Source organism: Aureibaculum luteum, from assembly GCF_003449015.1.
In the GTDB taxonomy this organism is placed as follows: domain Bacteria; phylum Bacteroidota; class Bacteroidia; order Flavobacteriales; family Flavobacteriaceae; genus Aureibaculum; species Aureibaculum luteum.
Genome location: NZ_QRGD01000008.1, coordinates 90,560 through 113,512 on the forward strand (window position 1 = coordinate 90,560; position 22,953 = coordinate 113,512).

Annotated in this window: 21 protein-coding genes; 13 read left to right on the forward strand and 8 right to left on the reverse strand. The window is 30.5% G+C overall.

The window, feature by feature from the left end:
* Window positions 1–143 precede the first annotated feature (143 nt).
* On the forward strand, window positions 144–3,026 hold the full coding sequence (locus tag D3P13_RS16915) for a triple tyrosine motif-containing protein (protein ID WP_117884063.1): 2,883 nt from the start codon (window positions 144–146) through the stop codon (window positions 3,024–3,026).
* 16 nt (window positions 3,027–3,042) lie between these two features.
* Window positions 3,043–3,546 carry a GNAT family N-acetyltransferase gene (locus D3P13_RS16920; protein WP_117884064.1) on the forward strand — a complete coding sequence of 168 codons (504 nt, stop codon included), beginning with the start codon at window positions 3,043–3,045 and terminating at the stop codon, window positions 3,544–3,546.
* 167 nt (window positions 3,547–3,713) lie between these two features.
* On the opposite strand, the gene D3P13_RS16930 is transcribed toward D3P13_RS16920, so the two are convergent.
* The 7 genes from D3P13_RS16930 to D3P13_RS16960 form a co-directional block, all read right to left on the reverse strand.
* A complete protein-coding gene (locus D3P13_RS16930) occupies window positions 3,714–4,766 on the reverse strand; it encodes an endonuclease/exonuclease/phosphatase family protein (protein WP_117884066.1) in 1,053 nt (350 codons plus the stop codon).
* A 14-nt stretch (window positions 4,767–4,780) separates the two neighbouring features.
* Window positions 4,781–5,635 carry a rhomboid family intramembrane serine protease gene (locus D3P13_RS16935; RefSeq protein WP_117884067.1) on the reverse strand — a complete coding sequence of 285 codons (855 nt, stop codon included), beginning with the start codon at window positions 5,633–5,635 and terminating at the stop codon, window positions 4,781–4,783.
* 6 nt (window positions 5,636–5,641) lie between these two features.
* Window positions 5,642–6,388: a rhomboid family intramembrane serine protease gene (locus D3P13_RS16940; RefSeq protein ID WP_117884068.1), complete on the reverse strand. Its 747-nt coding sequence runs from the start codon at window positions 6,386–6,388 to the stop codon at window positions 5,642–5,644.
* Window positions 6,389–6,408: 20 nt separating this feature from the next.
* Entirely contained in the window at window positions 6,409–8,235 is a 1,827-nt protein-coding gene (gene mutL, locus D3P13_RS16945; RefSeq protein WP_117884069.1) for a DNA mismatch repair endonuclease MutL, read from the reverse strand.
* A complete protein-coding gene (locus D3P13_RS16950; protein WP_117884070.1) occupies window positions 8,236–8,505 on the reverse strand; it encodes a riboflavin synthase subunit beta in 270 nt (89 codons plus the stop codon). It lies immediately after the preceding gene.
* Between the two features lie 116 nt (window positions 8,506–8,621).
* The gene (ribH, locus tag D3P13_RS16955) at window positions 8,622–9,095 is read right to left on the reverse strand and encodes a 6,7-dimethyl-8-ribityllumazine synthase (RefSeq protein WP_117884071.1); all 474 of its coding nucleotides are present in this window, start codon (window positions 9,093–9,095) and stop codon (window positions 8,622–8,624) included.
* Between the two features lie 6 nt (window positions 9,096–9,101).
* Window positions 9,102–9,875 (reverse strand): tetratricopeptide repeat protein, encoded by a 774-nt coding sequence (locus tag D3P13_RS16960; protein ID WP_117884072.1) that lies wholly within the window; start codon window positions 9,873–9,875, stop codon window positions 9,102–9,104.
* Window positions 9,876–9,978: 103 nt separating this feature from the next.
* Between D3P13_RS16960 and recF the strand changes: the two genes are divergently transcribed.
* The 3 genes from recF to D3P13_RS16975 all read left to right on the forward strand — a co-directional run bounded on the left by recF (window position 9,979) and on the right by D3P13_RS16975 (window position 15,045).
* Entirely contained in the window at window positions 9,979–11,061 is a 1,083-nt protein-coding gene (gene recF / locus D3P13_RS16965) for a DNA replication/repair protein RecF (RefSeq protein WP_117884073.1), read from the forward strand.
* A gap of 3 nt (window positions 11,062–11,064) precedes the next feature.
* The gene (locus tag D3P13_RS16970) at window positions 11,065–11,364 is read left to right on the forward strand and encodes a DUF721 domain-containing protein (protein WP_117884074.1); all 300 of its coding nucleotides are present in this window, start codon (window positions 11,065–11,067) and stop codon (window positions 11,362–11,364) included.
* A 69-nt stretch (window positions 11,365–11,433) separates the two neighbouring features.
* Window positions 11,434–15,045, forward strand: coding sequence for a choice-of-anchor D domain-containing protein (locus D3P13_RS16975; RefSeq protein ID WP_117884075.1), 3,612 nt, complete (start codon window positions 11,434–11,436; stop codon window positions 15,043–15,045).
* Window positions 15,046–15,173: 128 nt separating this feature from the next.
* Here D3P13_RS16975 and D3P13_RS16980 read toward each other — a convergent pair whose 3' ends face one another.
* Window positions 15,174–15,593, reverse strand: coding sequence for a nucleoside-diphosphate kinase (locus D3P13_RS16980; protein ID WP_117884076.1), 420 nt, complete (start codon window positions 15,591–15,593; stop codon window positions 15,174–15,176).
* A gap of 123 nt (window positions 15,594–15,716) precedes the next feature.
* On the opposite strand from D3P13_RS16980, the gene D3P13_RS16985 reads away from it, so the two are divergent.
* From D3P13_RS16985 to yidD, 8 genes are all read left to right on the forward strand, one after another.
* Entirely contained in the window at window positions 15,717–16,748 is a 1,032-nt protein-coding gene (locus tag D3P13_RS16985; protein WP_117884077.1) for a DHH family phosphoesterase, read from the forward strand.
* Window positions 16,738–17,292 carry a gliding motility-associated peptidyl-prolyl isomerase GldI gene (gene gldI, locus D3P13_RS16990; RefSeq protein ID WP_117884078.1) on the forward strand — a complete coding sequence of 185 codons (555 nt, stop codon included), beginning with the start codon at window positions 16,738–16,740 and terminating at the stop codon, window positions 17,290–17,292. Before D3P13_RS16985 ends, gldI begins: the two co-directional genes overlap by 11 nt.
* A 4-nt stretch (window positions 17,293–17,296) precedes the next feature.
* The gene (locus tag D3P13_RS16995) at window positions 17,297–18,391 is read left to right on the forward strand and encodes a peptidylprolyl isomerase (protein ID WP_117884079.1); all 1,095 of its coding nucleotides are present in this window, start codon (window positions 17,297–17,299) and stop codon (window positions 18,389–18,391) included.
* A 325-nt stretch (window positions 18,392–18,716) separates the two neighbouring features.
* Window positions 18,717–19,265, forward strand: coding sequence for an RNA polymerase sigma factor (locus D3P13_RS17000; protein ID WP_117884080.1), 549 nt, complete (start codon window positions 18,717–18,719; stop codon window positions 19,263–19,265).
* The gene (locus D3P13_RS17005; protein ID WP_117884081.1) at window positions 19,258–19,803 is read left to right on the forward strand and encodes a hypothetical protein; all 546 of its coding nucleotides are present in this window, start codon (window positions 19,258–19,260) and stop codon (window positions 19,801–19,803) included. Before D3P13_RS17000 ends, D3P13_RS17005 begins: the two co-directional genes overlap by 8 nt.
* Window positions 19,784–20,731, forward strand: a complete 948-nt coding sequence (locus D3P13_RS17010) for a hypothetical protein (RefSeq protein ID WP_117884082.1) — start codon at window positions 19,784–19,786, stop codon at window positions 20,729–20,731. The genes D3P13_RS17005 and D3P13_RS17010 overlap by 20 nt, the downstream gene beginning before the upstream one ends.
* A gap of 278 nt (window positions 20,732–21,009) precedes the next feature.
* Entirely contained in the window at window positions 21,010–22,485 is a 1,476-nt protein-coding gene (gene cysS, locus D3P13_RS17015) for a cysteine--tRNA ligase (RefSeq protein WP_117884083.1), read from the forward strand.
* Window positions 22,486–22,497: 12 nt separating this feature from the next.
* Entirely contained in the window at window positions 22,498–22,734 is a 237-nt protein-coding gene (gene yidD / locus D3P13_RS17020) for a membrane protein insertion efficiency factor YidD (protein WP_117884084.1), read from the forward strand.
* Window positions 22,735–22,953: the final 219 nt, after the last annotated feature.

The window sequence follows — 22,953 nt, forward strand, 5'->3', positions numbered from 1 at the left end:
TATACAAAAACACATCAATATAGGTATATAATATTAATAATCAGATTGATAAAAATGTTAAAATACATTAATTTTATGTTAAAGCTAAAAATAAAACACTACATTTGGTGTAAGGGTCTTATTTCTTAATCAATATAATTTAAATGGTTTTTTTTAGTAATAAATTATCAGTTTATTTAGTTTTAATTCTTTTATGTTTTGGTGTAAAAGGCATTAGTGGTCAGGTTAAAAATAATGGATTACCAAAAATTAATAATTTTACAAAAACAGATTATGATGGTGGTACTCAAAATTGGCAAATAGATCAAGATACCATTGGTAATATTTATTTTGCCAATAATAATGGGTTGCTTCAGTTTGATGGAAATTCATGGCAATTATATAAAATTCCTAATTCTTCTAACATAAGAAGTGTAAAATATGATAGAACAAATGGACGTATTTATGTTGGTGGTTATAATCAATTTGGTTATTTTGAATCTAATTTAAAAGGAAAACTTGTATTTAAATCATTATTACCATTAATTGATAGTACCGAAAGTAAACCAACTGATTTTATTTGGAAGATTCATATATTTAATGATGAAGTTATTTTTCAGGCTTTTCATAAGGCATATATTTTCAAAGACAATGAGATAAAGACGCTTGAAGCACCTAAACGATTTCAGTTCTCATTTTTAGTTGATAATAATCTTTATTTTCAAGACATCGAGTATGGGGTATTTGAATATGTAAAAGGTGCTTTAATAGCACTAAAGGGTACTGAAGTATTAAAAAACACGGAGATTTGGAGTATATTAAAAATGCCAAATAATACATTACTTTTTACTTTATTAGAAAAGGGATTGTATACCTATCAAAATGAAATAGTTAAACCTTGGAATACGGAAGCGAATGAGTTTGTTAAGAAGAATAGTACACTTGGTGGAATAACAATTAATAACACTTCTTTAGTATTTAATACTGTATTGGATGGAATTATCATATGTAATATGGATGGTAAAATAAAACAACATATTAACTTAGATAAAGGACTTCAAAATAATACAATTCTTAGCTCATTTATTGATAGTAATAGTAATCTTTGGTTAGGTTTAGATAATGGAATTACTCATGTTAGTATAAACTCTCCTTTTACCTATTTCGGTTCGAGTCAAAATTTGAGTACCGTATATGGTACAGTTATTTATAAGGGATATTTATATGTAGCCACAAATCAAGGTCTTTTTTATCGTTTATTGAACAATACTTTTTCGGATGACTCCTTTAAATTGGTTGAAGGAACAACGGCACAAACATGGAATATTCAAGTTATTGGTGATGATTTAGTATGTGCAAATAATAGGGGAGCCATGCTAATAAAGAATAACAAGGTAGCCAAAGTACTTGATAATATTGGCTATTATGGATTTAAAGAAATACCAGATCAACGGAATTTGATTATTGGTTCTAATTATGGTGGCTTTTCGATATTTGAAAAAACAAAAACTGGGTTAGTTTACAAAAATCAGATTGGTGATTTTGATAAAGCTTCAAATATATTTGAACATGATGGTAACTTTTTATGGTTGAAAAGAGATAATTTATTGTATCAAATGGAGATCTCCGAAGATTATAAAGAGTTTAACTCCATAGAAACCATAACTAAATTTAATGATACTGTTAGTGCGATTAATAGTTTACAAAGAATCAATAATGAAGTTTATTTTCAAACAAATAATCATTTTTACTCCTATTCTAAAGGGCAAGATAGATTTTTTGAAGATAGAAAGTTGAGTAATTATTTTAAGGATGTAGCTACGATAAATAATTTAATAGAAGATGCACGAGGTAATTTATGGTATGTTTTTGATGAGTCTTTGGGGGTGTTAATGAAAAACAAAAATAGAGACTATACCAATATAATTAAACCATTTTCTAATTTAACTGGTAATTTAGTGCCTAATTACTTGTCAATTAATGCAAAGGATAATAAAAATATTTTTATTGGTTTAATTGATGGACTTGCACATTATGATACCACTGTTTCAAATAGAATATCAGTTCCAAGAGCGGTCATCAGAAGTTTTATTTATGAAAAAGATACTATAATGCAGGGCAATCCTCAACAAAGTAGTTTCAATATAAAGATTCCGTATAAGTCAAACAATATTAAATTCACATTCTCTTCACCGGAATATAATCGAGAGCCTATATTGTATTCCTATAAGTTAGATCCATTTGATAAAGAATGGAGTTTATGGACGAAAAATGCAATGAAGGAATATACTAATTTAGTTGAGAATGATTATCAAATGCATGTTAGAGTTAAAAACAGTTATAATAATGTTTCTGACCCAACACTCTTTAAATTCAGAATTTATCCTCCTTGGTATCGACATTATTTAGCGTATATATGTTATTCATTGTTTATCATAGTGAGTATATATTTTATTTCTTTATGGATGAAATTAAAAATTAGAAAAGATAAATATTACGAGACCTTAGAACACCGAAAACGCTATTTAGAAAAAGAAGCAAAAATAATATCAGAGCAGTATAAGCTTGAGAAAGAAATTGAGGATTTAAATCGAGATAAATTACAAACAAGAATTCTAGCTAAGGATAAGGAGTTGGTAAGTAATTCATTACAAGTTGTAAAAAAGAATAAAATTTTAAATGGAATAATTGATAAATTGAAAAAATTAGAAACTTCAGAAATAAGTCCTGAAACGAAATTGCAATTACACAGTCTTAAAAAAAGTGTTTTAAAAGAAATAAATGCAGACAAAAGTTGGAAGGATTTGGAAAAACATATTAAAAATGTACATTTTGATTTTCTGAAACGCTTACAAGATAAATATGAAAATATTACGCCACGTGAATTAGATTTATCTACCTATTTACTTATAAATATGTCAACAAAGGAAATAGCTGAAGTTATGAATATATCAAAAGGAGGAGTAGAGCTAGCACGATATAGACTGCGTAAAAAACTGGGACTATCAAGAAAAGACAATTTAACAGGTTTTTTGATGAATATATAGTATTAAATATATAATAATGACAATTTTTAAGACAAAAAGGCTGCTAGTAAGAAGTTTAAAAATGGAAGATTTTGAAGCTTTTAATAAAATGCAGACGAATAAAAATGTGATGAAATATGTTAGAGGGAGACCGATGACCTATCAGGAGAATATGGAAGAATTACCCAAATTAATTGAATTTTATGATAAAGAGGAGAATGATTTTTTTATTTATGCAATTTCAAGAATTGAAGATGGTTTATTTGTTGGTACTGTTGCATTGGTCAAAGATGAACATAATAACGATGAAATAGGGTATCGATTTTTAGAAGAATATTGGGGGAATGGCTATGGAACAGAAGTTCTTAGCGGTTTGATAGCTTACTGTAAATCAATAAAAATGGAAAATTTAATTGCAATTGTAGCCACAGAAAACGTTGCCTCGTTAAAGATGATAAAAAATGCAGGTTTTCAGTTTATTGAAAATTTTGTGAGTGATGATTTACAGATACCAGAACAAAGGTATTACTTAGAGCTATGATAGCTAAATCATTATTACCCTTTCAAACTCAATTCGTTGCCGTATCAACTTCTTTTATAATATTGAGTATGATCACAATGACAATCAAAATTAAGGCTCTAAGGAATCTGCCAAACGGTTTTGGTCATAACGTTGATCATGGAATGCGGAAACATTTCAGTAATAATTTATTTGATAAGTTCTAAGGTCGCCATAATAGGGTAATGGTCTGAAAGTTGTATGCCATAATTTTTATGCGACTTCACTTTAAAGTGTTTATCCACAAAAATATAATCGATACGTAAAGGAAATTTATTAAACTTATAGGTAGTTCCAAAACCTTCACCAGCCTCTAAATATGTATCTTTAAAATTATTCTTAACATTATTGTAAGCCCATGAATAGGCTGTATTGTTTAAATCACCTGTTACTATTACTTTATACTTACAGGTGTTTATATGCTTATTTAAGGAGTCTATTTGTTGTTGCTGAACTTTAAACGATTGGCGTACTTTTTTTACTAATTTTTCCGAATCATCGTGCCCAAAGTAATGCTGATTTGGTACAATTCCTAAAGAGGCCATGTGAAAAGTATAAATTCTTATTGTATCTATACGCTTAACAACATCTACAAACATTGCTGCTGCTGATGTTCTAGCATATTTAATTATACCTTGTTTTACAATGGGATATTTCGAATATATGCCTAAAGCAATTCTATGTTTGCTATTTTGAATAGAGTCAGAATAATTTTCTAAAGTAGGGTTGCTGAAATAGGGGTATTTTAATTTAAAGTTTTTAGGAATTCTATATTCTTGTAATGCTAAAATATCTGGATCCTCATTTTCAACAAAATCTTTAATCTTTGATTCTATATCATCCACTTTTATCCATTTATACATATTAAATTTTCTAACATTAAAACTCATTACGCTTATGGTATTAGAATCTTCTTGATTGATATTGTCATTAAATTTATATAATTGAGGAATAAAAAAATAGGATATTATCAATACTATAAAAGACTGTAAAAGTTGTTTTTTGAAGCCTACTAATATCCAATATACTACAAATAGTATATTTATAATTATAACAGCAGGAACTACTATACTAAATAAAGAAAATACACCAAATTTATTTGGAGATAATCGCGGTAAAAGAATAGCAAAAATTAATGCAATCGCAAAAATTGTATTAATGATAAATAGTATTTTATTAAAAAATGATAGTTTCTTCACCATATAAAATTACTATGTTATTTTTTACCAACCTTAAAAAGAAAATCTTTTTCTTGTTGCGTTAATGTTTCATAACCAGATTTACTTATTTTATCTAAAATTGCATCTATCTTTTGCTGATCATTTGCATTATTTTTCGCCCTTTTTTGAGGGTTAGGGTTTTTATAAACAGTTCTCAACGACTCTTTCTTTTTTGATTTAAAAATTGATCCGAAAAGCTGATGTAGGTTCTTTCCTTTATTCGCTTGGTTAGTGAGTAAAAAACCAATTAGAGCACCACCTAAATGTGCCAAGTGCCCGCCTGTATTATTTATAGGTAATTGAATAATGTCAATAAAGATCATGGCTACCGCAATATGCCATAATTTTACAGCCCCTATAAACCTCAAATGGATAGCGTAATTGGGCACCTTAGCAGCAATACCTACTAGAATTGCAGTTACACCGGCTGATGCACCTAATAAAACGGCATTACTTCCTTTTAGAGCCGGAAAAAAATTATAACTAGCAAGGTAAATTATACCTCCAACAGCAATACCTGATACATAATAAATTAAAAAATCACGTTTTGAAAAGAAATCTAAAAATAGGTTTCCAATATAAAATAGGAATATTAAATTAAATAAAATATGTAAAAAATCAGCATGTAAAAACCCATACGTAATTAGGGTCCAAGGTTTTGTTAGAAATAGGTTAAAATCTGCAGGTAAAGACAGCCAGTTAACAAATAAATTATCATGCCATTGCATAAAACTAGATAACACTTTAAATAATAAAGTAATTATATATAATAAAATGTTGGCATAGATGATCTGCTCAGCAATGTTTGCTGATTTTATTCTGTATAATATTTGATCTTTTATAGTGTTCAATGTATTTTATTTATCCCACCTTTTAAACTGATTCTTTTTCCAATACAACATAATTATTAATCCCACAATGGCACCACCCACGTGGGCAAAATGAGCTACACCATCTCCAAAAATTGAATATCCCGTTAGGCCTGAAAATAAATCCAATGCAATTAAAACTGGAATAAAATATTTGGCCGCAATAGGCACGGGAAAAAATATTAAAGCCAATTTAGCATTTGGGAAACTCATTCCAAAAGCGACCAATACGCCATAAAGAGCTCCAGATGCACCAACAGCAGGGGTGTTATAAAGCCTGTAGAATTTTAGTAATTCTTCTTGAGAAAACTTATCAAATATTCCTGAAGAAGAACCTCCAGTATCTAATAAATTCTGAATATCAGCACTGCTAAATCCCATAGAAATGATATCATTGTAAATACTTGTATATTGAAAGTAGTTGACAGCACTATAGATTAATCCAGCACCTATACCTGCAGAAAAATAAAAGAAAATAAATTTATTACGACCCCAAAGTTGTTCCAATGGACTACCAAACATCCAAACGCCTAGCATGTTAAAACCTATGTGCATCAACGATTGTTGACTGTGCATAAACATATGCGTAACATATTGCCAAATACCAAATGCTGGATTTGTAGGAAAATGTAAAGCAAATAGGTCCTGTAAAGGCGGATAAGCAAATTTAGCTACAAGAAAGAGTAGCACATTTATTATGATGATATGTTTAACCGTATCAGTTATTTTTCCCATTGTTATTATTTATAAAGGGTTTAATTGTCAAATTTAAGTTGAATTTCTTCAGAAGAAAGTGTAATAAATGTTTTTTTACCAAATGGTGACTGATTAGGCTCTTTACATGAAAACAATTGTTCTAATAACTCCTCTTGTTCTTTACTGTTAAGCTTGGTTCCATTTTTTATAGCTAAGCTTCTTGCAAGGCTTTTAGCTATCGCGTCTAATTGACTGAAACTAGAATCGGGTATTTCGTTTTTAATGTCTTCAAAAAGCTCTTCAAATAAACCTTGCACATTGTTTTGATTAACATTTACAGGAATTCCGTCTAACGTAATGGTATCATTGTCAATTTTGTCAAATTGAAAGCCTACACTTTCTAAATCAGGTTGAATTTCTTTGCAAAGTGTAATATCACCTTTATTAAATGTTATTTCTAATGGAAAGAGTAATTGTTGACTAGAAGTGTCTTCAATAGTCATTTTCGTTAAAAACTCTTCATATAAAACTCGCTGATGTGCTAAATTTTGATTAATGTACACAACACCTGATTTGATAACACTAAGTATATATTTTTTATGAACTTGAAGTGTTTTTGCCTTTATTTCGTTTTCTAAAGAATTAAATAAATCTTTATTTACAACATCAGCCTCCACTTCAATTTCTTGCACATCTAGTGCTGTTTCTGTTCCTGAATATAAAGAATCCCATTGGGCCGTTTTTGGTTTGTCATATGATTTTGAGTTAGACTCACTTTCAAATGGGTTAAAACTTGGGTTAACGGTTATTTGTGGTGTAGAAACAGATGTTTTATCCTTAAATGAATAAGGAACATCCATAGTGGCATCTCTATTAAAATCTAATACGGGTGCCACATTATATTGTCCTAAACTATGCTTTACGGTAGATCGTAAAATGGCATAAAGAGCATGCTCGTTCTCAAATTTTATTTCCGTTTTTGTAGGATGAATATTAATGTCAATTGTGTTAGGAGGAACAGATAGATACAAAAAATAGGAAGGATGATGTCCTGGTGGTAATAATTGATCAAAAGCATTGATTACCGCATGGTGTAAATATCCATTTTTGATAAATCTATTGTTTACAAAGAAAAATTGTTCACCACGTTTTTTCTTGGCAAATTCTGGTTTTGATACAAATCCCTCAATAGTAATAATATCTGTATGTTCTTGAATGGGGACTAGTTTTTCATTTATTTTTTTTCCGAATACGGCAACTATTCGCTGACGTAAATTACTGCTGTTTAAATTCAGTACCTCACTATCATTACTGTAAAAATCAAATGCAATAGCGGGGTGGGTAAGGGCTACACGATAGAATTCATCTTTTATATGTCGTAATTCAATCGAATTGGATTTAAGAAAATTTCTACGAGCGGGTATATTAAAAAATAAGTGTTTAACTGCTATACTTGTACCTGTTGGTGTAGCAATAACATCTTGATTCTGGATGGTACTACCTTCAATTTTTATTTGCGTACCTAATTCTTGATCTACTTGTTTTGTTTTAACTTCAACATGTGCAATAGCCGCAATAGAAGCCAGTGCTTCACCTCGAAAACCTTTGGTATTTAAATTAAATAAATCTTCTGCGGTTCTTATTTTTGAAGTAGCATGGCGTTCAAATGATAATCTAGCATCAGTTGCACTCATACCTTTGCCATTATCAATAACCTGAACTAAGGTTTTACCAGCATCTTTAATGAGTAATTTTATTTCCGTTGCATCTGCATCTATTGCATTTTCTAGCAATTCTTTTACAACGGAAGCAGGACGTTGAACCACTTCGCCGGCAGCAATCTGATTGGCAACATGATCTGGAAGTAGTTGAATAATATCTGACATTTATTTCATTTGAAAAATGGATAGATCAAAATCTATTATATAGAGAAAAATAAACACTAAAATAGCGACTGTAATTGCTATTGTTTTATTGATGCCTTTTGAGCTTTTTGTTTCTTCAAAGGCATTGGTGAATTTTGTTTTGAGAGAATTTTTTCCAACAGTTGTTCTAAATTCGTCAAACTTATGTTCTATCTTATATGGATTGCCCTCTCCTTTATAATATCTTGGAGAATATTCAAATTTTTTGTTTTTACGTTTAATAAATCCCATAACAGTGAATGTTTAATTATAAATTTAGCTTATTTACACCAAAAATTAAACCAAAATCAAATTTACAGAAATAAATAGGGGCAATCAAAATTTAATAGGGAAAATACGTGTTAAAACTATGCTAATGTTGCCATTTTAATGGCGGCAACTGCACATTCTACACCTTTGTTACCATGTTTTCCTCCTGATCTATCAATAGATTGTTGCATTGAGTTATCCGTTAATACACAGAAAATAGTAGGTACATCAAATTGAATATTTAAATCTTTAATGCCTTGTGAAACAGCTTCGCAAACAAAATCAAAATGTTTGGTTTCACCTTGTATCACACATCCAATAGCAATTATAGCATCAAATTTACCTTGTTTTAGTAGGTGTTTACTTCCGTAAACTAATTCAAAACTACCAGGTACATTCAGTCTTATAATATTAGCATCCACAGCTCCATTATCTAATAATGTAGTATGAGCACCTTTATAAAGGTTTTCTGTAACTGAAGTGTTCCACTCGGAAACAACAATACCAAATTTTAATTTTTTAGCATTGCCAATTACTGATTTATCGTAATCTGATAAGTTTGTAGTTGCCATATAGGCTTAATTTTGAGCAGCTAATCTAGCTCTATTTAAATAAATATCAATTTTAAGTCCTTCATCAGAATTAGGATATTCATTTTTTATTCTAGTGAACAATTCTTCAGCTTTCGTGTAATTTTCTAAGTCCATAGCAATGTTACCGGCCTTAAATAAATACAAAGGAGAAGTAAACTCATTACTTTTAAAATTAGCAGCCTTTATATAACTGTCAATAGCATCTTTTGGTTGGTTAGTGTCTGAATAAAGATCACCTAAGTTACCTTCCGCTATAGCACCTAAAATTTCATCATCTGTTGAAAAAGCATTCAAATATTTTTCAGCATTTTCGTAATCATTGGTTTTTAAGTAAGAAATACCCGCCATATATTTTGCTAAATTACCAGCATCTGTGCTTCCGTAATTATCAATAATATCAATTAAGCCATATTTGCCGTCAGCACCATTAAGGGCTAATTTATAAAGAGAATCTACCGCTATTGTAGCAGAACCTGATTCGGCTTGGTCAAAAAAGCTTTTTGGATAGGCCAATTCGTTTGCTGCATCAATACTTTTTGGTTCCTTAACAAATTTGTTATAAGCTAAATAACCTAATATTAAGGCCGCAAGTGCTACGAATCCAATAATTAATGGTTTACTATTTTTTTCAATCCATTTTTCAGATTTCGAAGCCGTTTCGTCTAGGGTATTAAATACCTCTGCTGTTGTGCTTTGTTCCTCTACTTTAGAAACCTTATCAATTTTAGCCTTATTACCTTTTTTCTTATATGTTGCCATTTCTATGTCAAAATTTGTGGGTGCAAAAGTATAATTTTTTATGATATAATATTCTTATTATTGATGTAAATTTCGTTTTTTTGCAATGAACTTCATATAAAGTATGTATTTAAAGAAAATTAGCCTTGTTAATTATAAGAATTTTGAGGCGGAAGCATTTGAATTCAATACTAAAATAAATTGTTTTGTTGGCTATAATGGTGTTGGTAAAACAAATGTTTTAGATGCCATTTATCACTTAGCATTTACAAAAGGGTATTTTAATAGTATAGCAAGCCAGAATATTCAACATGAAAAAGAATTTTTTGTGGTAGAAGGTCTTTTTAATCTTGACGAAAGGGAAGAGTTAATTAACTGTAGTTTTAAAAAAGGGCAAAAAAAAGTGGTGAAACGCAATGGGAAAGATTATGAAAAGCTTTCTGAACACATTGGGTTAATTCCCGTAGTTATCATTTCTCCGAATGATACGAATTTAATAAGTGAAGGTAGTGATGTTCGACGTAAATTTATGGATAGTGTTATCGCCCAATCCGATAAAAATTACTTACAAGATTTGATTAGTTATAATAAGGTGTTATCACAACGTAATGCTTTATTAAAATATTTCGCATCTAACCATACCTTCGATGCTTTGAATATTGAAGTTTATAATAAACAGCTGATTGATTTTGGTGATAGAATTTATAAAAAAAGGAAAAGTTTTGCAGAAGATTTTGCCCCAATATTAGAAAGAAGGCATAAACACATTAGTAGTGAAGGGGAAAATGTTAGTTTTACATACAAAAGTCAGTTAGAAAAAACAGATTTTGAAGAATTATTGCAAAAAAGTTTAGAAAAAGATAGGGTTTTACAGTACACGTCGGTAGGAATTCAACGTGATGACTTGTTATATAGTATAGAGGAGTATCCTATTAAGAAGTTTGGATCGCAAGGACAGCAAAAAACCTATCTAATAGCGTTGAAATTGGCGGAATTTGATTTTATTCAAATGCAATCAAAAAAGACCCCAATATTATTATTAGATGATATTTTTGATAAATTAGATGAAAATAGAGTGTCAAAAATTGTAGATTTGGTTAATGATGACAATTTTGGTCAAATATTTATTACAGATACACATGCAGAAAGGACTGAAAATGTAATTAAAAAAACAGATCAATCGTATAAAATGTTTGAATTAAACTAGACTATGAGCAACAGAAGAAATAACGAATTTTTGTCCATAAAAGATGTTATGGATAATGTTTTGCAAGATAATAAATTGCAAAAAGGTATTGATCTAGTATTAATAAAAGAAGCTTGGGAAGAGGTAATGGGAAGTGGTGTAGTTAGTTATACAAGCGATGTGCAATTTAGAAATGGTATTTTAACCGTAAAGCTAAATTCTTCCGTATTACGAGAAGAACTAAGTTATGGAAAAGAAAAAATTGTAAAATTGTTAAATGAAAAGTTAAATAAAATGTTAATAAAAAGTGTTAAGCTTAATTAACATTTGTTTATAATTAGTATATTTGCGAAATAAGAAAAAGTCTCTAAAGACGGTAACACTAATAAAAAAATGATGAAAAAATTACTATGTACGCTTCTAGTTGCAGTTTTTGCAATAGGGTCTATTCATGCACAATTTGGCGACGTAAGTGGTGGTAGTCCAACTTTACAGGTCATACCCACTACAAGCTCCAGCCCTGGTACAAATACTCCTATAACTGCAGATGGTACGGATTTAGGTACTGTAAATGTTGGTAATTCAACGAGTCAGACATATACGTTCACAACGTTAGCGGCTTCACAATATATAGTCCAAACACCAACAGCATTAACTGGAGATTTTGCTATAAATTCACCTACTCCAGGAAGTATTTCAATTGTTGACCCCGTTGGAACTACATCTACATTTTCAGTGACTTTTGAACCAACCACTGTTGGTGATCAGACGGTAACAGTGCATCTCCGAGTAATAGATATTTTGGCTTCACCAGTACCAACAGCTGAAGATTATTATTTTGAAGTAAAGGGAACTGGAGGAGTTGCTACGCCTGAGCTTGTGTTAACAGGTGATGACAGTGTTCAAATAAATAATTTCCATAATACATCTTCAGGTGATAATACTGATTTTGGACAAGCAGTTGCAAATTCAGAAACTGTTTCACGACAATATACCATAATAAATAATGGAGGTGCAGATTTATCCATTACGAGTATTGATTTTTTATCATCTCCTGATCCACACTACAATCTTGTATTGCCACCAGGTACTACATTTCCATTTACTATTCCTAGTGGATTTAGTTTTGATTATGATATTGAATTTAGTCCTGTTTCTATTGCAGCCCCGCTTGATTCATATATCAAAATTGAAAGTGATGATACAACTATAGTTCCATTTTTTTATTATCAAGTTTCAGGTGAAGGTATTGCCGCATCGCCAAATATGGATGTTTTTGGTAATAGTGTAGAAATTGCTGATGGTGATTTGAGTCCAGATTTAACGGAATTAGACCATACGTATTTTGGAGACGTAGATATAAAAACGGTAGATGGTTTTTCAAGAATATTTACTATTGAAAATAATGGTACAGCTGACTTGTTTTTAACTAGTGTATCACCAGTTGTAAGTGTTACAGGAGCTGATGCTTCTGATTTTACAGTTACGGCTAATCCTACAACACCGATTGCAACAGGTGCTTCAACAACATTTACAGTTCGTTTTGATCCAAGTACAATTGGTCTAAAAGAGGCTGTAATTAGTATAAATAATAATTCTACAAACGGAGAAACCCCTTATAATTTTGCAATAAGTGGTAATGCGATTGATTTACCTCCAACAGGTGAATTGCTTATAACTCAATATTATGAAGGTTCTGGTATAAATACAGATAGATGGATTGAAGTAACAAATATTTCTTCAAATTTTGTACCTTCTGGAAAATACTACTTGGCGTTGTACAAGGATACTAATGCTACTTTAACTGATGGTAATTTAGAAACATCATCTCCTCAAGAATTTATTATAATTGGAGACATGGCCGCAGGAGATGTTAGATTGTATAGTCGAACTGGTGCTGTTTTACCATTAGCAGGTAATAGAGCAGTGGCAATTACAGCTGAAGCAACAGAAGTTTGTAGTTTTAATGGTAACGATATAATTTTAATTTCTACATCTTTTGAAGATAATTGTTATAATGATCGCACTGATATTATGGGGGTAGTACAAGAAACTGGTACACCACCAAATTGGGGATTAGATAAAAGTTTTATTAAAGGTTGTGGAACTACAGAGTTACCAACAATAACTTTTAGCGTGGCAACTGGTCCGTCAGGTTTATTAGTAACGGATTATCTTGAAGTGTCTTTAAGTGAAGTAGATAATGCAGACAATGAATCGAATATGGCATTAGGGATTCACGAAAGTGGAACAACAACATGGACAACTTCATGGGATAAGGGTGTGCCTGATAAAACAAGAGCAGCTGTGATTGGTAGTACTTTTACTTATAATGCCTCAGATGGCTCTTTTGCGTCTTGTGATTTAACGGTTACGGGTACCTTGAATATGGATGGAGGAACTAGCAATTATGTAGAGGTTAATAAAAGCTTGACGATTACGGGTACAGCTAATTTTGGTGACCAAGAATCCTTGTATACTGTAAATAGTTTAGACCCATCAAACATTGGTGGCTCTCCTGTTACTATAACAGGTACCATTACAAAATATGAAACGACAACAGAATTAAGTGATAGTAATGATTATACCTATTGGTCTTCGCCAGTAGAAGGGTCAAATATGTCAACGGTATTTGGAGCACCAACATATCACCAATCAAGATTATATTATTGGAACCAAGCGGCTACAAATGTTATTGAATATGGAGGTGATGAAGCACTTGGTGAATGGATTTCATCAACTGGACTTACCATGAAATCGGGTAAGGGATATATTTCACAAGGACCTCAAAGTGACCCATATCCTGCTGATTTTAAAGCTACCGTGTCTTTTACCGGGAAACCTAAAACAGGTTCTGTCAATTTATCGGGAGATGGACTTGGTAATAGTTCTCCAACGACTACAGCAATTGATGTTGTTTTTAATAATAATGGTAATGATTTAGATGATTTAAACTTAGTGGGTAATCCTTATCCGTCAGCTATTAATGCTGATTTGTTTATTTCTAATTCTAATAATGCTGCATCTATTAATGGTACAATCTGGTTTTGGACTCATAGTACAGCTAACAATTTGAGTTCAACTGGTGCACAATATACTGATGATGATTATGCTTCATATAATTTATTAGGAGGTTTATCTGGTTTACCTGCAGTTTCAAATCCTGGTGGACAAGTACCTAGTGGAATAATAGGTTCAGGACAAGGCTTTATGGTACAGACAAATTCGAATATAGAGAAAATAACTTTTACTGATAAAATGCGAAGGAAAGGTGATAACACACAATTTTTTAGAGGTGTAGACACTAAAAGTACCCAAACAGATGAAAGAGATAGAATCTGGTTAAATGTTGAAAGTAGTACAGGCGGAGCTTTTAGTCAAATCTTAGTTGGTTTTATTGAGGATGCAACAGATGGCTTTGATAGAGCATATGATGGTATTAAAATTGATGAGGGCTATATAAATTTATACTCTAAAATTGATACTTTGAAATATGGTATTCAGGGGTTGAGTAGTTTTACAGCAGAGAAAAAAGTACCATTGGCCTTTAATACCTACATTGAAGAAGCTGATGTTACTTATAAAATTAGTATTGATCGTTTTGAAGGGGCATCATTAACTGATAACGATATTTATTTAGTTGACAATGAGTTAAATGTTACTCATGATTTGAAACAGGGTGATTATAACTTCTCTGCCGTAACAGGATATCATGATAATAGATTTACTTTACAATTTACTAAAGCAACTTTAGGTGTTGATGATTTTGATTTAAACAATGACTTTGTAGTTATTAATGAAGATGATGCCTTGTTAGTAAAATCTAAAACCATAGTAAAAGAATTAAAAATGTATGATGTCACTGGTAGATTACTAGTGAATATGTTACCTAATGAAAGTGAGTTCAGAGTGAATACTCAGAATATTAGAAGAGGTACAGTATTGATTTTGAATACTACTTTTGAAAATGGTACAGAAATAAGTAAAAAAGCAATTAAGTATTAAGACTACTTAATCTACAATTTATTAAATTAAAAAATGCCTCGTATTTACGAGGCATTTTTTTGTGCTATATGTTTTCTGTTAAGTTATAAGTTAGTTTTATTAATACCTAAAGTATATTATATCTAATATTAAAACATCTCACGTCCGGAAAAATGAAAAGCACCTTCTATAGCTGCATTTTCATTACTATCACTTCCATGTACAGCGTTTTCGCTAATAGATGTAGCGAATAATTTTCTAATAGTACCTTCTGCTGCTTCTTCTGGGTTTGTAGCTCCAATTAACGCTCTAAAATCGTCTACCGCGTTAGATTTCTCTAAAATAGCTGCAACAATAGGTCCACGTGTCATATATTCAACTAACTCACCAAAAAATGGTCTTTCATTATGAACAGCATAAAATGCTTTAGCATCATTTTCCGTCATTTGGGTTAATTTCATGGCTACTATTCTAAAACCGGCAGCATTTATTTTTTCTAAAATAGCTCCAATATTACCTTTTTCAATTGAATCAGGCTTAAGCATTGTAAATGTTCTGTTTGTTGTCATTTTTAAATTTTCTTTTATTGAAATGCAAAAGTAATCGTTTTATTAAAAATAACGAATTCATTTTAACTTTTTGTTTTAATACAAAAGGAGAAAAAATATTAAAATATTGTATATTCGCGAGCAATGAATACGAAAGATATACAAGAAGTAAAGGAGTTGTTATCTACTCCTAAAAAAATAGTTATTGTCTCACATAGAAATCCAGACGGCGATGCATATGGCTCCAGTTTAGCATTATACCGTTACTTATTAATGGGAAATCATGAAGTTAAAGTAGTTTCTCCAAATGATTGTCCTGATTTTTTAAAATGGCTACCAAATCAAGATAAAATAATTGTATTTGACGAAAATGTTGATGAAGGTACTAAGCTCTTAGAAGATGCCGAAATTGTTTTTACCTTAGATTTTAATGCATTACATAGAGTAGGGCATCAAATGGAGCATGTTTTAGAGCGTATTAGTCCTGTATATATAATGATTGATCATCATGAACAACCAGATGATTATGCCAAGTATATGTACTCAGATGCTTCTATAGCCTCTACGTGTGAAATGATTTATCATTTTTTAGATAAAGTAAATGCATTAGATAGTATTGATAAAGATATTGCGAGTTGTATTTATACTGGAATTTTAACTGATACAGGCTCGTTTAAATATCAAGCGACTTCAAGTACAACGCATCGAATTATAGCCAATTTGATGGATGTAGGTATTGATCATACTAAAATACATAACCGTTTATATGATACCAACTCTTATAGTCGTTTGCAATTACTGGGTACAGCATTAAGCAATTTAAAGGTAATGCATGAATATAGAACAGCATTTATTACCATATCTCAGCAGGAACTAAATAGTAAGAATTTTAAAAAAGGAGATACAGAAGGTTTTGTAAATTATGGATTGTCCGTTGCAGGTATTGTTTTTGCCGTTATATTTATTGAAGATCAAAAGCAGGGTATTATTAAAATGTCTTTACGATCTAAAGGAAAGTTTTCTGTAAATGAATTTGCCCGTAATCATTTTAATGGTGGTGGTCATTTAAATGCCGCAGGAGGTAGAAGCGAAATTCCTTTGCAAGATACTGTGAAACATTTTATGGAGCTTTTACCAGATTATAAAAATGAATTAGAAAATTCTTATGAATACTAAAATTAAAAATATTTCAACCATTGGGTTTAGCATAAGTTTACTTGCTTTAATTATTTCATGTACAACTCCGCAACCCAGGAAACCAGTAGTACAGAAAACATCCTCTTTTTTAGAAGAGTCAATTGAGCGAAATAAAATTATAAATAAAGTAGAAGAAGAGGCATTAATTGCATTAATGCAATCTGACACTACAAAAGAATATATTACTTCTGAAAAAGGATTTTGGTATTATTATAATATCAAAAATGCTGAAATAAATGAACTACCTAAAACTGGAGATGAAGTAATTTTTACCTATGAAATTAAGGATGTTAATAATAAAACGATTTATACCAAAGAAGAATTAGGTGAGAAAAATTATCTCGTTGATAAGCAGGAACTTATTACTGGTTTACAAGATGGAATTAAATTAATGAAAGAAGGAGAGACGGTTACTTTTCTATTTCCATCTCATAAAGCATATGGGTATTCAGGATATCAAAAAATTAATTCTAACCAGCCGCTACTATATACGGTTACTTTAGCTAAAGTTCTCAAAAATTAATAAAATGAGAATAGCTAAGATCCTTTTTCTAATTGTAGTAGTTGCTATCTCTTCCTGTAAATCAAACAACTATACTGATTTGAAGGAGGGCTTGTATGCAGATATTCAAACAGACAAAGGGGCTATTTTAGTGCAATTAGATTATAAAAAAGTGCCAATTACGGTGGCAAACTTTGTTTCTTTAGCAGAAGGTACAAACCCTTATGTTGCTAAAAGATTTAGGAATAAACATTTTTATGAAGGATTATTATTCCATCGCGTTGTTGAAGATTATATAATTCAAGGTGGCGATCCTCAAGGAACTGGTGCTGGAGGACCAGGGTATCAATTTGAAGATGAGTTTCCATTAGATGAAATTGGGGATTTAATTCTGACACATAGCAAAAAGGGTATTTTATCAATGGCTAATGCTGGTTTTGATACGAATGGGAGTCAGTTTTTTATAACCTTAAAAGAAGCTTCGAATTTAGATGGAGTGCACACTGTTTTTGGAAGTGTTGTAGAAGGTGTACAAGTATTAGATTCTATTGCTAAGGATGATGTAATAAACAAAGTCCAAATTATTAGAATAGGAAATGAATCAAAAAAGTTTAACGCTCCTAAAATTTTTGGAGACTATTTTAAGAAATTAGAAAAAGAAGCTGAAATAAAAGTAGAAATGGCCAAAACGGCTAAAACTAATTTTTTAAAGCAAAAGGAAACTTATGAGGTAAATGCTGATAGTTTACACTCGGGACTTAAAATATATTTTATAAATAAAGGAGACGGAGAAAAACCTAGCTTAGGAACTGCCGTTAATGTTTATTATTCGGGTTATTTCAATTCAGGGGAACTGTTTACGACCAATAATAAAGAAATAGCTGAACTTTATTTAAAATATGATCCTAAAGTAGAAGCAAGAGGTGGTTATAATCCTAAAAAAATGGATTATAGTCCAGATGCTGAACTCATACATGGATTTAAAGAAGGGTTACAAAAAATGAATATTGGAGATAAAGTGATGCTTTTTATTCCCTCTCATTTAGCCTATGGAACTCAAGGACGTGGACCGATACCACCAGACACAGATTTAATATTTGAATTAGAAATTGTAGAATAATTACAATTTTCTTTTATTGATTCAATAGGTCATTACAGCTAATAACTACAAATATTTCATAGGTCTAATATTTTTGATTTTACGATGCTTTTATTAATAGGGACAACTATTATTTAACACTACTTTCTTTCTCGATTACAATATATTCACATCTACTTACCCTCTTAATTATTCTTTTGTACCCACCTATTATTTATAGTAATAAGAGGGAATTGTTGTAGATTTAATATAATATTTTGATAAAAGTGCAACACTACTTTTTTTTCATCGTATTTAATATGAGTTTCAGAAATAATTGAACGAATAGAAATAGCCAATTGCTATAATGAATCGAACCAAATTCTTGCATACAGATCTAATTAAAAAATGCAAAAAGAACAATTCTAAAGCACAGATGAAAGTCTATGATTTGTATTGTGACGCAATGTTTAAAACTGCATTTAATTTTACTAAAGATAAAGCTCAAGCTGAAGATATGATGCAGGAATCTTTTATAAAAGCTTTTCAGAACTTAAATCAATTTAATGAAAGTGTTGCCTTTGGAGCTTGGTTAAAGAAGATTGTAATCAATCAATGTTTAGATCACTTAAAAAGGAGAAAACTGACAATTGTTGAAATAAATGAAAATCATTTACAATTATCAGATGAGGATAATTGGAAGGTACAAAGTTCCATTTCTATAGATCAAGTTTATTATGCGATTGAACAATTGGCTGAAAATTATAAAATTACCTTAAAGTTATTTTTATTAGAAGGTTACGATCATCAAGAAATTGCTCAAATACTAAATATAACCGAAGTAGCATCGCGATCACAATTATTTAGAGCTAAGAATAAATTAAAGGAAATGCTAAAACAAAAAAACTATGCTTAAAGATATAAAAGACATCATAAAAGAAAATGAAGATGAAAAGTTAGTTATGTTATCTAATCATAGAGAACGGTTTGAAAACAGGTTGCAAAAACAACAACCTAAAAAAAGCAAAAATTATTTTTTTCTAAAAATAGCCGCATCTATATTAGTATTGATAAGTCTTGGATATTTTTTAATTGGAAATAATGACATACAAACAAATGTAATTGAAGAAAAAATAGATCTAGCCGCTATATCTCCAGAATTAAAACAAATCGAAAACAACTATGAAACGGCTATCAATTATGAAATGCTCGGTATTGAAGTCACTGACGACAATAAAGAAATACTAGATAGTTATTTAGAAAAAGTATCAGTGTTGTCAGATGACTATAAAGTATTGAGTAAAAAGCTAATTACTGACGATATTAATGAAAACATCGTAAATGCATTAATAAATAATTTACAATTAAGGTTGCAACTTCTATTGGAATTAAAAGATAAACTCAAAGAAATTAAATCAAATAAAACAATTCAAAATGAAGACAATACTATATAAAACAATAGGGTTACTGTTAATGGTTAGTACAACCATTGGTGCACAAAACCATCGAAGAACATACAATGAGGACTTTAATACTAACAAAGATGTCATAATTGATGTAAATACAAGAAATACAGATGTTAAAATTGAAACATGGAGCAAAAACAAAGTAAGTATTGAAGCCATTATAGAAGTAGAAGGAGCAGAAGATGAAAGAGCAGAAAGAACATTAGATAATTGGAAATTTAGTGCCATTGGTAATAAAAGTGAAGTAGAAATTACATCTAAATCTAATGGTGTTTCTAGTAATTACTTTTTCTCAAATGATATAAATAATATAACTATAAATGGAAACGGTAACGATCTTCAAAATTTTGAATATAGTTTTCCAGAGTTAGAGCTAGATAATTTGATAGCGTTAAACAACGATATTATGGTTTTTCCAGAATCTCCAAGATTGCCTGTTATGCTTGATTTTGATTTTCATTTTGAGGATGCTCTACCCAAATTTGATTATGAAAAATATAAGACAGACAAGAGCTATTTAAAAAAATGGCAAAAAGAGATGGAAGAGAATTTAGAAAAAAACAAAGTGAATTGGGAAAAAGAAGCTGAAAAAATTGAAGAACATTCAGCAGTATTAAAGGTGGAACTAGAAAAAATGGCAGAGGAACAGAAGAAACATGCAGAACAGCGAAAAGAGATGATGAAAAATCAGATAACACAAAGAAAAGAACTAATAAAACAAAGAAAAAATCAAGTTATTATTAGAGGGGATTTTAAAAAGCACGAGGCTGATATTAATAAAAAACGAAATATAATTATTGGAGTTTTGGAAGACAGAGAAAAAGTAAAAGTTAAAAGAACAATAATAATTAAGGCACCAAAAGATGCTAAATTTAAAATGAATGTAAAATACGGAACGTTAAGTTTCCTCAATTAGCTATCAAAAAAAAACTAACTCAAATGGACCACTAAATTTTATTAAATTTAGTGGTTTTTTAGTTCATAGTGGCAGGTCGGAAATGGACAGGTTTTTATGTACTAAATAAATTTTGAAGGATAGTTTTGTTTTTTTTATTAAGGAGATGCCTAAGCATCAACCGACAAGAAAAGAATAAAAAGGGGCTCAAAAGAATTGGTTTTAATTTTTGTAAATTTTCGACCTGACACTATTTAAAATGTTGTTACCTTTAGAGCTTCTAAAAAAGAGCATATTTTATGGAGTTGTATAAACAACAAAAAATAAAAATTTATAATTCTCTTTCTAATCAGAAAGAAGATTTTGTTTCAATAAACGAAGGTTATATTGGTATGTATGTTTGCGGACCTACGGTATATAGCAATGTGCATTTAGGTAATGTTAGAACCTTTATGTCTTTCGATTTAGTGTATCGTTATTTTAAACATTTAGGGTATAAAATACGTTATGTAAGAAATATTACGGATGCTGGGCATTTAGAAAATGATGCTGATGTAGGTGAAGATAGAATTGCTAAAAAAGCACGTTTAGAAGAAATTGAACCTATGGAAGTCGTTCAGCGATACACTGTTGATTTTCATAATGTATTGAGAAAATTCAATTTATTACCACCAAATATTGAACCAACGGCTACGGGGCATATCATTGAACAAATAGAGATTATAAAAAGTATAATTGATAAAGGCTTGGCATACGAAGTTAATGGTTCTGTATATTTTGATGTTTTAAAGTATAACGAGAAAGAGCATTATGGTATTTTAAGTGGAAGAAATATTGAGGATGCCATTCATAACACACGTGTTTTAGATGGTCAATCAGAAAAAAGAAACCCTCAAGATTTTGCCTTATGGAAAAAAGCTCAACCGGAGCATATTATGCGTTGGCCTTCACCATGGAGCGATGGTTTTCCGGGTTGGCATTTGGAATGTACAGCTATGAGCACTAAATATTTAGGTGAGCAATTCGATATTCATGGAGGAGGAATGGATTTAAAATTCCCACATCATGAATGTGAAATAGCACAGGCTCAAGCTCATAATAACGTAACTCCTGTTAAATATTGGATGCATGGTAACATGTTGATTTTGAATGGAAAAAAAATGGCAAAATCAACTGGTAATTATATTTTACCTGAAGAAATAATTACGGGTAATAATTCTATTCTGAGTAAGCCTTTTCCAGCTACTGTAGCACGCTTCTTCATGTTACAAGCACATTATAGAAGTATTTTAGATTTTTCAAATGATGCCTTAGTGGCATCTGAAAAAGGGTACTATCGTTTAATGAATGCAGTTAATTTATTAGACAATATACCAGAAAGCAAATCTTCTTCAATAGATATTTCTAAATGGATTCAAAGTTGTTATGATGCCATGAATGACGATTTTAATAGTCCCATTTTAATCGCAAATTTATTTGAAGGTGTAAAAACAATAAATTTGTTAGTGGAGAAAAAAGAGACTTTATCATCTGATGATTTAAAAACATTTAAGGCTACATTTAATACATTTATTTTTGATGTCTTAGGTCTAGAAAATGTTACTTCAACGGATAGTTCAGAAAAGTTGAGTAATGTTGTAGAATTGTTGATTGATATGCGTAATGAAGCTAGGATTAATAAAGATTGGGCATTGTCTGATCAAATAAGAGATCAATTGGCAGATGCTGGTGTCCAATTAAAGGATGGAAAAGAGGGAACCACTTTTTCGATATAAATACACTATCAGATTAAAAAAATACTTACATATCCGTTTATATTACTTGTACGGTTTTACCAAACGGCCATTTCGCCATATACTCCAGCAAGTTGTAGGTTTACGCCAACTTGCTCTCACTATACAGTGGAAGCTTTGCAAAAACATGGACTGTTTAAAGGAGGATGGTTATCAATAAAGAGAATCTTTAGTTGCCACCCATGGGGTAGAAGTGGTTATGATCCGGTGCCAGATAAGGAAGATAAATAATGCTAAATAACAAAAAAGATAAGTCAGTTATGGCTTATCTTTTAGCTGTTTGATAGAATCTTTTTCATACGCTGTTAGAAATTATAGTGTTTATAGTTAGTCCAAAGTATTTTTTTTCTAATTTTAGTAGAAGGTAATAGTGTATTTTTCCAAGATTCATTTGTTGTTTTGAGTATTGTGTTCATAATTTAAAGTTTTAAAGGTTAGGTGTTTTATTCT